General features: G+C 42.2%; 4 protein-coding genes. All 4 read left to right on the forward strand.

The features are described 5' to 3' along the window. Positions 1-24 precede the first annotated feature (24 nt). A complete protein-coding gene (locus HWQ39_RS31220) occupies positions 25-3,306 on the forward strand; it encodes an amino acid adenylation domain-containing protein (protein ID WP_292853831.1) in 3,282 nt (1,093 codons plus the stop codon). Further along, entirely contained in the window at positions 3,303-7,709 is a 4,407-nt protein-coding gene (locus HWQ39_RS31225; protein ID WP_292853832.1) for an amino acid adenylation domain-containing protein, read from the forward strand. Before HWQ39_RS31220 ends, HWQ39_RS31225 begins: the two co-directional genes overlap by 4 nt. 490 nt (positions 7,710-8,199) lie before the next feature. Continuing rightward, positions 8,200-11,466, forward strand: a complete 3,267-nt coding sequence (locus HWQ39_RS31230) for a DUF4347 domain-containing protein (protein ID WP_292853833.1) — start codon at positions 8,200-8,202, stop codon at positions 11,464-11,466. 813 nt (positions 11,467-12,279) lie between these two features. Further along, the gene (locus HWQ39_RS31235) at positions 12,280-15,282 is read left to right on the forward strand and encodes a peptidase domain-containing ABC transporter (protein ID WP_292853834.1); all 3,003 of its coding nucleotides are present in this window, start codon (positions 12,280-12,282) and stop codon (positions 15,280-15,282) included. The last annotated feature ends 27 nt before the right edge of the window (positions 15,283-15,309 follow it).

Genomic DNA, 15,309 nt, shown 5'->3' on the forward strand with positions numbered 1-15,309 from the left:
AAACTGAGAAAATAAGAGAATTTTATGAGCTTATCACCTGTAGATTACCAATCCAGATCGACTGCGGTTGATTTTGATCCATTTGTAGATGGAGAATTACTTCTAACCGCCCCTGCCACAGAATCACAAAAAGAAATTTGGGCTTCTGTGCAAATGGGGGATGCAGCCAACTGTGCCTATAACGAGTCTCAATCTCTGCGATTAAAAGGCGAACTTGATGTCAAAGTTCTCCAGTCTGCGATTGAAGAATTAGTACAACGTCATGAAGCACTGCGGACAACTTTTAGCACCGATGGCAATACACTCTGCATTGTTGCTTCTCGGCAAGTTGAAATCGCTATTATTGATCTTTCTAACCTGGAACTAGAGGAAAAACAGGACAAATTAGCTAGTATCTTGCGGCAAGAAGTAGAGCAACCTTTTGATTTGGAACATGGCCCTCTATTTAGGGCAAAAATTGTCAAATTGCAGCCGCAGGAGCATCTAGCTATTTTGACAGCCCATCATATAATTTGTGATGGTTGGTCTTGGGCAGTGCTAATGCCAGATTTGGGTAAACTTTATTCGGGTTTGCAACAGGGTATTGTTCCTGAATTAGAAGAACCAGACTACTTAAGTGAATATGCGACTTTGCAGGAAGAAGAGGCGGATAGTCCAGAAGCGATCGCCACAGAAGAATATTGGTTACAACAATTCGCTGACTCTGTACCTGTGCTGGATTTCCCCTGCGATCGCCCTCGTCCACCACTCAGAACCTTTAACGCCGCCCGCGAAGATTGGCATTTAAATCCCCAATTAGTTGCCAACCTCAAACAACTAGGAACAAAACTCGGTTGTAGCTTTATGACCACTATCCTGGGAGGATTCGAGGTCTGGCTGCACCGTCTAACAGGACAAAACGATCTGATTGTAGGTATTCCAGCCGCCGGACAAGCTGCTTTAGGGCAATATAATCTCGTAGGTCACTGTGTAAATTTATTACCCTTGCGTAGCCAGATTGATGGCGAAAAATCTTTCAGTGACTACTTGCAAACGCGGCGATCGGCTGTCTTAGATGCCTACGATCACCAACAATTTACCTTTGGTAGTCTGGTCAAAAAATTAGTTTTGCCACGAGATTCTAGCCGTATTCCCTTAGTTCCAATTACATTTAATATCGATCAGGGTTTAGATAGTGATAAACTCCCCTTCACTGGATTGGAAGTAGAATTTTTCTCTAACCCCCGCGCCTTCGAGAATTTTGAACTGTTCATCAATGCTACGGAATTACGTGGTCAGATGACCCTGGAATGTCAGTACAACACTAATTTATTTGACGCTGACACTATCCGCAACCGGATGGCAGAGTTTGAAACTTTGTTATTAGGTATAGTTGCTAACCCCAATCAAAGTATTGCTAAATTGCCAATTTTACCAGCAGTTGAGCAACAGTTATTAGCAATATGGAACCAGACTCAAACAGAGTATCCTCAAGATAAATCTATTCATCAGTTATTTGAGGAGCAGGTAGAGCATACCCCGAATGCAATAGCATTGGTATTTCAAGAACAGCAACTTACTTACCAAGAGTTAAATATTCGCGCCAATCAATTAGCACAATACCTACAAATACTAGGAGTAGGTGCAGATGTGCTTGTGGGAATCTGTGTCGATCGCTCCTTAGAAATGGTGGTAGGTCTTTTAGGGATTCTGAAAGCAGGTGGAGCTTATGTACCACTAGATCCGGGTTATCCCCAAGAACGCTTGGCTTTCATGCTTTCAGACACCCAGATCAAATTATTATTGACCCAAAAACGGCTAGTTGACAAACTACCTGATCACGCAGCAAGTGTAATTTGCCTAGATACCGACTGGGATACTATTAATCAAAAAACATCAGAGAATGTAATTACTAGTGTCAAAGCTAATAACTTGGCTTATGTAATGTACACATCTGGTTCTACAGGTCAGCCCAAGGGTGTTAGTGTTATCCATCAAGGTGTAGTTAGATTAGTCAAAGACACTAATTATGTAAACCTCACCGCCAAAGAAGTATTTCTGCAAATTAGTCCCGTCTCCTTTGACGCTTCAACCTTTGAAATTTGGGGTTGTTTGCTTAACGGTGGAAAACTAGTAATCTTTCCTCCTCATACCCCATCTTTAGACGAATTAGGACAAATTATTCAGCAATACCAGGTGACAACGCTGTGGTTAACAGCAGGTTTATTCCATCTGATAGTCGATGAAAAAATTGATGCTTTAAAACCCTTACGTCAACTGTTAGCAGGCGGTGATGTTTTATCTGTTACCCACGTCCAGAAATTTCTCAACACAGTAGAAAACTGTAGACTTATTAATGGTTATGGGCCAACAGAAAGTACAACTTTTACCTGCTGTTATGACATTACAGCGCCATTAAAGCCAGGGGCTTCTATTCCTATTGGTCGCCCTATTGCTAATACCCAAGTTTATATTTTAGACTCCCATTTACAACCCGTTCCAATTGGAATTACAGGTGAACTGCATATTGGTGGCGATGGTCTAGCACGAGAATATTTCAATCGCCCGGATTTTACATCTGAAAGATTTATTGCCAATCCCTTTAGCTCAAATCCCCAATCACGTTTATATAAAACTGGAGACTTAGCTCGTTATTTTCCAGATGGAAAGATTGAATACCTGGGTCGGATTGACAATCAGGTAAAAGTGAGCGGTTTCCGCATAGAATTGGGTGAAATTGAAATCGCACTTTTGCAATATCCGGCAATAAAAGAAGCGATAGTAATTGTTCGAGAAGATACTCCTGGTGAAAAATTACTGGTTGGTTATTTTGTCGCAGAAGTTGGGCAAGATAGCCCGCAAATAATCTCGGAATTACGGCGATTCTTGAAACAACAGCTTCCTGAATATATGGTGCCAAAGATTTTTGTGGCGCTGGAAGCCTTGCCGCTAAATGCTAACGGCAAAGTTGATCGTCGGGCACTACCAAAGCCTGATTCTTTTCGTCCAGAACTGGAAGCAAATTATGTAGCGCCTCGCACTCCCATTGAGCAGCAGATTGCAGATATCTGGACACAGGTTTTAAATGTCAGGCAGGTTGGGATTTATGACAACTTTTTTGAACTGGGTGGATATTCTCTACTAGGAATTCAAGTGGTTTCTCGACTGCGCCAAGCCTTGCAAGTAGAAATTCTCATGTCCAATTTATTTGAATTACCAACGGTAGCAGATTTGGCTGAACGAGTGGAAACTCTGCGTTGGGCAACTCAAGGAGTTCAGGCTGGTGATAGTGAAACAGCTGGTGATTACGAGGAAGGTGAGCTATGAAAACATTGGATGAATTACTATCTGAGCTACGTCAGCGCGATGTCAAACTTTGGCTAGAGGGCGAACGCTTACGCTATCGGGCAGCAAAAGATAGTCTCACGCCGGAATTGCTCACTGAGCTAAAAACTCAAAAAGCCGAAATCATCAACTTTCTAAAACAAATTACTACAGCCGCCAATTCACAGATTCCCCCAATTGTCGCTTGTGAACGGAATGGCAACTTGCCACTTTCCTTTGGTCAGCAACGGATATGGTTCCTGCATCAGTTTGAACCTAATAGTTCCTCAAATAATATGCCCGTTGTGGTGCGTTTTACGGGATATCTTAATGTTGCCGTTTTAGAGGAAAGTTTGAGAGAAGTCGTCCGCCGCCATGAAGTTTTACGGACTACTTTTCCAGCCGTGAATGGTAAGCCCTCTCAAGTTATTGCTACCGATGTTTCCTTGACGCTGCCAATAATTGACTTGCGGCAAGTAGCAGATGATAAAAGAGAGGCTGAAGCTCTCCTACTGGCAACTAAAGAAGCTCATCAACCCTTTGATCTTGCTAATGGCCCGATTTTGCGGGTGCTGCTGCTGAAGTTGAGCGATCGCGAGCATCTGCTAATCTGGAATATGCACTGCATAGTTTGTGATGGAGCTTCTTCTGATATATTTTATCAAGACTTCACTACCATCTATAAAGCATTGTCGGCTGGGAAGGCTTCTCCTTTAACTCCCTTACCAGTGCAGTATGCTGATTTTACCAATTGGCAATATCAATGGCTCCAGGGAGAGGTTTTAGAGTCACAGGTAAATTACTGGAAGCGAAAGCTAGAAGGCAATTTACCAATCATTAAATTACCTTACGATCATCCCCGTCCTCAAGGTGTGCAAACCTATCGAGGCGATCGCGCTGCCCTGCTGCTATCAAAGGCGCTGAACCATGCCCTGACAGACCTGAGTCAAAAATGGGGTGTCACTCTGTTCATGACTCTACTAACAGTGTTTGAGCTATTGCTCTACCGTTATTCTGGACAAGAAGACCTACTCATCAGCTTTGCCAGTGCAAGCCGCGGACAAGTAGAAACCGAGCGGCTGATTGGATTTTTCTCTAATACTCTTGTAATGCGGGGTAACTTAGCAGGAAACCCAACTTTCCGACAATTGTTAGACCGCGTGCGTAAGGATTGCTTAGAGGCTTACATCCATCAAGACTTACCATTTGAGAGACTAATTGAAGAACTTAGACCAGAACAACAAAATCGGAACAGTTCATCTTTATTTCAAGTAAAGTTCTCCCTCAATCCTCCTTGGTCAAATGGTCGTGGCATGGGAGCAGTGCAACTACCCGATCTGACCATCACTTCTCTATTTGGCTACATCTATCATGGCAAGACCAAATACGATCTGACATTGGTCTTACGGGAACAGGATAATGGTCTGGGCATGGTATTTGATTACAATGCCGAGATGTTTGATGCCAGTACCATAGAGCGGATGTTGGGACACTTCAAAACTTTACTTGAAGGTATTGTAGCTAATCCCGATCTGCCGATATCTGAATTACCTCTGTTAACAGCAGGTGAACAACATCAAGTATTGGTTGATTGGCATGGCAAACAAGCTAATTATCCCCAGAATACTTGTATCCATCAGTGGTTTGAGGCTCAAGCGAAACGAACTCCAAATAATATCGCAGTAAGTTTTAAAAATCAGCAACTAACCTATCAGGAACTCAACCAGCGTGCAAATCAACTAGCCCGCTATTTGCAAACTCTAGGGGTAAAATCGGGGGTACTCGTTGGTCTGAATCTAGAGCCTTGCCTAGATGCGATTGTGGGGCTGTTGGGTGTTTTGAAAGCAGGGGGAACTTACGTATCCATAGCTCCGACATCTGGGCAAGATAGCTTGGCTTTCATTTTAGAAGATGCCCAAATATCTTTAGTGTTAACCCAAAGCTCATTAGTTGAGAAGTTCTCTGAGCATCAGGCAGAAGTTATCTGTTTGGATAGTGATTGGGAAGGTATCGCTGTACACGCAACCGAAAATCTAGCATATTATACCACAGATCGGACTCTCGCTTGTGTGATATATGTATCCGGCTGCGATGGAAAACCCAACGGTATAGCCATTACTCACCGTAATCTTGTCACCCACAGCTTGGCCATTAGCGAAACTTGGGAGTTGACTGAGCGCGATCGCCTACTACTAATATCTAGTATCCGTTGCGATTCTTTCATTGAATCACTTTTTCCCGCTTGGATTGCTGGTGCTAATGCAATTCTCCAACCTCAAGAACTACAAAACTCGACGGCGCAGTTTTTCCCATTCATTGCTCAACAACAGATTAGCGTTGTTAATCTACCTACTTCTTTTTGGTATGAGTTAGTTAACGAGCCATCTATATCTTTGCAAACCTTGCCAGTCAGCTTACGCTTAGTCATGGTTGGTGGTGAAAAAGTCTCACGCCAGGCTTATCTAACTTGGGTAGAAAAAGTTGGTAAGCGATCGCGCTGGTTGAATGCCTATGGATCGCTAGAAACAACTTTAACCGCCACGGTTTACGATCCAAAAACTGCCACTGAAGCGAGTAACACTAGGTCAGAAATTCCCATAGGGAGAGCGATCGCCAATACCAAAATCTACATTCTCGATCGGCGATCGCAACCAGTGCCAATTGGCATTCCTGGCGAAATCTACATCAGCGGTATTGGTGTTGCACAAGGCTACTTTAACCGTCCAGACTTAACATCTGAGAAATTTATCCCCAATCCTTTTAGCAGTGAATCTGGAGCATACCTTTACAGAAGTGGCGATTTAGGACGCTACTTAAGCGATGGCAATATTGAGTTTTTGGGCCGTCTCGACAATCAGGTAAAAATCCACGGCTTTCGCATTGAGTTGGCTGAAATTGAAACAATTTTAGGTCAATATCCAGGCGTGCAAAAAACTGTGGTGATTGCCAAAGAAGATGTTCCAGCGGATAAGCATTTGGTTGCTTATCTTGTTCCCAAACAAGGAGAGACTTTGGGAAATGAGCAACTGCTGAATTTTCTCCAGCAAAAGCTATCTGAGCATTTGTTGCCTTCGGCCTTTGTCATGGCAGATTCTTTGCCATTGAATGCTAATGGTCAAGTTGATCGCCAAGCCTTAGCTGCACTTAATCATACTAATTCTCAAACAGAAAAAATCTTTGTTGCAGCAGAAGACCCATTGCAAATTCAGCTAACACAAATTTGGGAAAATGTTTTAGGAATTAATCCGATTGGAATAACAGACAACTTTTTTGATTTGGGTGGACACTCACTAATTGCAGTCCGTCTTTTTGCTGAAATTGAAAAGATATGTGGTAAAACTCTGCCTCTATCTATTCTTTTGCAAGCCCCAACTATTGAGAAATTAGCTAACCTTATCAGTGAAAAGTCACTCTCCATTCAACCGAATAGTGAGCAGCAACAGGGGTTATTTAAAGGCTTTTTAGGCAAAGCGATCGCCAGATTTTCAAATAGCAATAATTCACCACTGAAAAAGTTAATAGTTGAAGATGAAAATCAAGCTAACCTCAAAACTGGAGAATGGCTACCTTGGTCATCACTAGTACCTCTTCAAATCAATGGTGATAAACCACCTATATTTTGTGTGCATGGTGCTGGTGAAAGTATCCTTTATTATCGCGATTTTGCTAACTATCTCGGTTCCAATCAGCCATTTTATGCTCTACAAGCTAGAGGTGTAGATGGAAGAGAAACTCCCCTGACGCGAGTTGATAAAATGGCGGCTCACTATATTAAAGAGATACAAACTATTCAACCCCAAGGGCCTTATTTTTTAGGAGGCTACTCTTTTGGTGGTCTAGTAGTTTGGGAAATGGCTCAACAGCTAGTGGCGCAGGGTCAAAAAGTTGCTTTGCTAGCAATATTTGATACTAGTAGTCCAACTTGTCGCAAAACTACTATCAAACCAATACCAACGCCAAAGCGAATTTCTCGACATTTGAACAATCTTTTAGAAGTTGGGCCTACCTACATTCTTGAGCAAATAGAAGGAAAGAGCAGCTGGCTTGAGTATATGCTCAAACAAAGACTACAGAAGTTTGCCTTTAAAGTTTATCTGAACGTATCCCGAATCTTACCTTACGCCTATCGCAAACAAGTAAAAATTAAAGATTTTAACAAACAGGCTGCTAAGGAATATGTTCCAAAAGCTTATACAGGTCGAGTCACTGTATTTCGAGCAGAAGAACGCCCTATAACTAATGGACAAGAAGTAGATCCAAATATGGGTTGGAGTGAATTGGCTTTAGGAGGTTTGGATATCCAGCATGTTCCAGGCAATCACTTCTCCATTTTTAATGAACCCTATGTCAAATCTTTGTCAGAAAAAATGAAGGTTTGCATAGAACAAGCTATTGCAGAAACCTGAATCTTTCTCGATTAGAGGCAGCAGTTCTTTAGTCATACATTCCCACTCTTGAGACTGGGAAAGAGGAAATACAAGCCTTTGGACTTTTCTTAGTGCTATTTGATTATTATAAATCCTCATCTCCTTTGCGGGATGGGGTTATTTTATTGGCGGGTAATAACTTTTAATAGCACCTCAATAATATATGTGTAAATGCGATCGCTCATAAAGCTTTTGGATAAATTCTAAACCCTTGCTTAGTCGGTGTTGGAAGCAACAAAACTAAATGGACTCATCCCGCTTCTAGGAAGTGTTTATTCGATTTTGGCTAGTAAAATAGACCCAACATGAACCAAAACAGTGATTTTACTGAAGTTGAATATGGGATTTTTGTATAAGTTTGATGGTTGACTCCTCTGCTATGCCGCCAAAAAATTTTGCTTCTACCTGATTTCTGAGGATACATAGCAACGGTTGCAAGGAAAAAACTGTTAATTAATTAAGAGTAATTATGTCAGACACCATTCTTATTGCGATCGCTGCCCAGCCAACTCAAAACGTGTACGAAAAAATATCTGCTACTCACTTAGTTTTCATAGATCCACAGGTTGAAAACTACCAAAGTCTGGTAGCGGGTGTCTTGCCAAATTCTACTGTTTTTATTTTAGACGCTGACCAAGACGGCATTGAGCAAATTAGCCAAGTGCTGGCAACTCATCGCCAAATCAACAGCCTGCACATTGTTTCTCACGGCGCACCAGGGCAAGTCTACCTGGGAAACAGTCAACTCGGCTACGAAACACTCAACCGTTATGCTTGCCAACTCATGGGTTGGGCAAATGCTTTGAGTGCAGATGCACAACTGCTATTGTATGGTTGTGAAGTCGGGCAAACAGAGCAAGGTAAAGCATTTGTACAACGTCTGAGTGAATTGACAGGTGCAGTAGTAGCGGCATCTGATGATTTAACGGGGAGTACTGCATTAGGTGGTGACTGGGAACTGGAGGTTTCTACAAGGGCAATTGTTCCTGCTCTGGCGTTTCAGGCAGAAGTAATGGCAACCTACGCTTCAGTACTAGGTGTAGTAGTGCTTGACACCAGCTTCAACACTACTGGCAAGATAACAACCGACTTTAATAGCAATGATGACTATGGCTACAGTATCACCGTGCAAGCTGACGGCAAGATTCTCGTGGCGGGAGAAACCTATAACGGGACAGATTATGACTTTGCCATAGTGCGTTACAACAGCGATGGTACTCTCGATACCAGCTTCAACACTACTGGCAAGGTAACAACCGACTTTAATAGCAATGATGACTATAGCAACAGTATCACCGTGCAAGCTGACGGCAAGATTCTCGTGGGAGGATATACCGATAACGGGACAGATTATGACTTTGCCGTAGTGCGTTACAACAGCAATGGCACTCTCGACACCAGCTTCAACACTACTGGCAAGGTAACAACCGACTTTAATAGCAATGATGACTATAGCAACAGTATCACCGTGCAAGCTGACGGCAAGATTCTCGTGGGAGGATATACCGATAACGGGACAGATTATGACTTTGCCGTAGTGCGTTACAACAGCAATGGCACTCTCGACACCAGCTTCAACACTACTGGCAAGGTAACAACCGACTTTAATAGCAATGATGACTATAGCAACAGTATCATCGTGCAAGCTGACGGCAAGATTCTCGTAGCGGGAACTAGCTATAACGGGACAAATAATGACTTTGCCATAGTGCGTTACAACAGCGATGGTACTCTCGACACCAGCTTCAACACTACTGGTAAGGTAACAACCGACTTTAATAGCAATGATGACTCTGGCAACAGTATCACCGTGCAGCCTGACGGCAAGATTCTCGTGGGAGGATATACGGATAACGGGACAGATTATGACTTTGCCATAGTGCGTTACAACAGCAATGGCACTCTCGACACCAGCTTCAACACTACTGGTAAGGTAACAACTGACTTTAATAGCAATGATGACTCTGGCTACAGTATCACCGTGCAAGTTGACGGCAAGGTTCTCGTGGCGGGAATTAGCTATAACGAGACAAATAATGACTTTGCCATAGTACGTTATAACAGCGATGGTACTCTCGACACCAGCTTCAATACTACTGGCAAGGTAACAACCGACTTTGATACCAATGATGACTACGGCTACAGTATCACCGTGCAAGCTGACGGCAAGATTCTCGTGGCGGGAACTAGCAATAACGGGACAAATAATGACTTTGCCATAGTGCGTTATAACAGCGATGGTACTCTCGACACCAGCTTCAACACTACTGGCAAGGTAACAACCGACTTTGATACCAATGATGACTATGGCTACAGTATTGCCGCACAAGCTGACGGCACAATTCTCGTGGCGGGAACTAGCAATAACGGGACAGATAATGACTTTGCTGTAGCGCGTTATTTCGTCAACCAAGTTCCAGAGCTGGCAAATGAAATTCAGGATCAAGAAACCACCGAAGATAATGTCTTCAACTTTGTAGTTCCAGTTGACACCTTTAGTGATGAAGATGCTGGGGACATCCTGACTTACACTGCAACTCTGGCAAATGATGATTTACTACCCACTTGGTTAAAGTTCAATCCTGATACCCTTACCTTCAGTGGAACTCCTAAAAATAATGATGTGGGTAGTCTAGACATCAAAGTTACTGCTAAAGATATTGCTGGAGATGAAGCCAGTGATGTATTTACACTTGCAGTTGATGAAAAGACAACTGTTAATATCCAATCCATTAGCCTACTGACAAAAATTACAGGTGATATCTTTAGTGTTAAGACTAAGCTCAACATTAAAGGTGATAAAGCAAAACTCTCAATCAAGATTAAAACCAAAACTTCCAAACAGTTGGATGAACTGTGTGTATTTAATGTTGATGATGATGAAGGTAAAATTGATGGCATAGCCCCTGGTGCAGAAGGCTATGCAAAAGCGGCTCTTATGCGTTCAAAGGTGATTTTCTGTTCCCTTGGCAATTCACCTAATGGTTTTAATAGTGCCGACTTGACAAACGTATTAGAATTTGAGTCTAATACCAAACTCCGATTTTACATGATATCCAACAGTACAACTCAGGCTGTACTGTCTGGAAAAGCCTCTTTCTCAAGTGTGGTTTTTTCCTCAGCTACCAATAGCAGCACAGAAGATGAAGGATTTTCTCTCAACTTCCAGAATTTGGTTGTCACAGTTCAAGCAACAGATCAACAGATAACTTTGGGTACAGGTTTGCAAGGCAAAAAACAAGGGGAACTGATTGATTTACGTGGTGTAGGACAATCGGTGAAGGCGGACTTTAAGGTTCACAGAGAAGCTGCATTCAACAACTTTGTAGGATTCTATAAAGTTGCTGATGAGAATGGTGGTATTGACACCAATGGCGATGGTAAAGCAGATATTCTCGTTGGACAAGCAGGTTACACCGAAGCCGCCGTGCGTGGGCGTGTTGCGGGCATTGACTTGACGGTGAGTAACCAAGGTTCTGCAACTTATACTGGCATTTTCGGGACTGATTCGCTGTTTGCACCATTTATTATTGTGGATGGTAGACCCGATGCTGTTCTCAGTGGTAATACCAATAAGAAGGTTTACTTCTCATTCTTGGGTGCCAACTCAGATAAGGTCGATCACATTCGACTGTTGGGAAATAACACCTTTGGTTTTGAGGATTTAGCAAATGGTGGTGACAAAGATTACAACGATGTGATTGTGCAAGTAAATTTAAGTGCCAATCTTGCTTAAAATCGGGTAATTACTTAGCAAAATCGAACAACATCATCCCATCTGTGGGGTGGGGTTGTTTTTTTGCGTATCAATGCAAATGACTTCATATTAATTAAACTAGTAAATTTACTGAAGGCAGTTCTTGTCTTTCCTTCATAAATTTAATAGTTGATTCCTCTTGGGGAGCAAAAAATATTTGCCTTTACTTTTCTTATTAAATTAGGCTAGCAAAAAAGTGATGGAGAATTCTTTCATAATCGGTCATGGGTACTATTTTTTAACAAGGAAAGTTCATTGTCTTTCGCCATCAATGATACTGTCAATCCCTGTATTCAAGAATTTGTAAAACATAATTTAGAAATTTAAAGTTTTTTTTATTACATAATTCTTAATTAGGGTATTTACTTAGGAAAACATCTGTGATATTTTCAGGTTGATTATCATAAATTAAAAATAGGCGACCCTAAGTTTAACAACCACGTTTCTATATCTTGGTTTGATGATGAGTATCCGTCCTGCATACTTGCAATACTAAATATTGATTTTAAACTTGTATAAATTATGTGGCGTTAACCAAGTGATAACTTGTCCTCGATCTATTTAGACTATCTTTGGTTTTGAACAATAGATAACAGTAGGAACCCTGTTAAGTGAACACAGGTATGAAATTAGACAAAATTAGCCTCTGCGATTTAACAAAATTAGGCAACCTAAATGCCACATAAGTCTTATTGTTGCTGGCATAAAATCAAATACTGCCACTGTTAATAAAAGAGATACTGGGTAATATTCTCAGCCTTCTTCTTCACTTTTACCTTCGATTTGTTTGATATGACTTATATCAAGAGTACTTTTCCCGAATTTCTCACCACCCTAGAGGGGTTTGATCGATTACCAGATGGAGCGATCGCTAATTTATCAGAACAACTACAAGCCTGGCGCTATCGCATAGGTCAGAAAATCATCGGTAAAGAAAGTCTCCCAGAACGCATCACCATCATTTATGAAGGACAAGTGCGGCTATTGGGATACGACCCCCAGACGCAAATGCCAATCACCCTCAAATTACTACAACCGGGGGAAATTATTGGCGAAATTGGTTTGTTGCGCGATGTCCCCTGTGAAACAGCGATCGCTTCCACCGAAGTAGTCTGTTTAACCTTGAGTGCATCAGCATATTTTAGCTTTCTAGCTTCATACCCAGCCTTTGCCGAAGCTCGTAAGAACCGCAGTTATTTGGCCGAAGTTTTCGATATTATCGGTTCCTATTGGCAAAAGCAAGCGATCGCTACCTTAAATCTCAGAGAACTGGCAGAAAAAGCCTTACCAAAGGCGAAAATACATTACCTCCCTTCAGGAAAAACTCCATTCAACCAACTAGATAGCGAAAGCATCTGGTTTGTCAGTGGCGGTAGTGCAATCACAGATTTGTCACCTGGCGATCGCCTAGAATCAGACGACGAACGAGATAATATCCAAGTTATAGGTCAAAACCCCGCGCGGTTGGTTGGTATACATCCGTCAGATTTGCTCTTAGAAGATAGTCATCAGATAGAACTTGTGGTTAGTGACACCACCTCAGATAGCGCAGAGAAATTAGATATCCCCTACGCATCAGACGAAATAGTTCCACAGACACTCCCCCAAAGCTCAAATAACTCGCTAAAACAAAAATACCCATTTTTTGGTGGTAAAGGAGAACTAAATTCAGCCTTCGCTTGCTTCCAAATGATCGCGAAGCACCTAGAAATGCCGTTTCGTCGAGAGGTGGTTCGCCGCATCTTAACTGAGCAAATCAAACGCCAGGGGACTATATCGTTTCAAGTTACTGCTTACCTGGCAGAGTCAATTGGACTGAAAGCACAGTTGATAGAGCTACCAGTCGCTTCCGTAACGCGCATTCCGACACCTGCGCTGATTCGCTATGGTGATAGTTTTGCCGTTTTATATGTAGCTGATGCCAATACTGTGGTTGTAGGTGTGCCATCTAAAGGAATTGTACGCTGCAAACCTGCTCAATTGGTTGAACAATTAGAGGTTGATCCAACCAACTTTCCGCCCCAAGTTCGGGTATTACTACTCAGTGCTACCAAAGAAACACCCCAAGAGCGTTTTAGTTTACGGTGGTTTCTGCCCTATTTGTCAAAACACCGTCGAGTCCTAATAGAAGTCTTTATCGCTTCCTTTTTCGTGCAATTGGCAGCGTTGGCAAATCCTCTAGTCGTTCAGTTAATTATCGACAAAGTTATTACTCAAAATAGTATTGGCACATTACATATTTTGGGGGTTTTACTATTAGTAGTCGGGCTATTTGAAGCAGTACTAACTACCTTAAGAACCTACCTATTTGTCGATACCACTAATCGGATTGATATGGGTTTAGGGTCACAAATTATTGACCACTTACTACGTCTGCCGTTGCGCTATTTTGAACGCCGACCGGTGGGTGAACTTTCCACTCGCATCAACGAACTAGAAAATATCCGCCAATTTCTCACGGGTACTGCCTTAACAGTAGGGTTAGATGCTCTGTTTTCAGTTGTCTATATCGGTGTAATGCTGATTTACAGTTGGCAACTCACGTTAGTTGGCTTAAGCACAATTCCCGTGTTTGTAGTGATCACCTTAGTTGCTTCTCCCACCATTAGCAGACAGTTACGCGCCAAAGCCGAACGCAACGCCGAAACTCAATCTTATTTAGTGGAGGTGATGTCAGGAATTCAAACCGTAAAAGCGCAAAATATCGAATTGCGATCGCGCTTTTCCTGGCAAGAACGTTATGCTCGATTTGTTGCCGCTGGTTTTAAAACAGTTGTGACTTCTACGTTGGCCAATTCTACCAGTAACTTTCTCAACAAACTCAGCAGTTTACTAGTTTTGTGGGTAGGAGCTTATTTAGTACTGCAACAAGAATTAACATTAGGCGAATTAATTGCCTTTAGGATTATATCGGGTTACGTTACCAGCCCAATATTACGTTTAGCTCAACTTTGGCAAAGCTTCCAAGAAACTGCTTTGTCTCTAGAACGTTTAAGCGATATTGTCGATACACCACAAGAAGGAGAAACAGACCGCTACAATATACCCTTACCTACTATTAAGGGAGCAGTTAAATACGAAAATGTTTCCTTCCGTTTTGGTACAAGTGGCCCTCTACAACTTTCTAATGTCAACCTCGAATTTGAGCCAGGGAAATTTATCGGCATTGTCGGACAAAGCGGTTCTGGTAAAAGTACGATGATGAAGTTATTGCTGAGACTTTACGATACTGAGTCCGGCAGAATATTGATTGATGGTTATGATATTGCCAAAGTGGAACTTTATTCGCTACGACGACAAATAGGCGTAGTTCCCCAAGAGACGTTATTGTTTGACGGCAGCGTTCAGGAAAATATTGCTCTAACTAATCCCGATGCCACAACCGAAGAAATTATCGAAGCGGCTCAGGTTGCGTGTGCCCACGAGTTTATCATGAACTTGCCCAACGGTTATAACACGCGGGTGGGAGAGCGAGGTTCTGCACTTTCAGGTGGACAAAGACAAAGAATTGCGATCGCTCGTTCAGTTTTACAAAGACCAAAACTATTAGTTTTAGACGAAGCAACCAGTGCATTAGATTATCCCACAGAACGGCAAATATGCCTCAACTTAGCCAAAGCATTCAAGGGCGATACAGTATTTTTTATTACCCACCGACTGAATACCGTCAGTAATGCAGACATGATTGTTGTGATGGATAACAGCAGGGTTATAGAGCAAGGCAGCCATCAAGAATTAATGGCTACTAAGGGTCATTATTATTACCTGTATCAGCAACAAGATGTAAACTTGTAATTAGTCATTCTTGGGGGCAAAGGTTTT

This window comes from Nostoc sp. NMS8 (assembly GCF_017115045.1).
In the GTDB taxonomy this organism is placed as follows: Bacteria; Cyanobacteriota; Cyanobacteriia; order Cyanobacteriales; family Nostocaceae; genus Nostoc.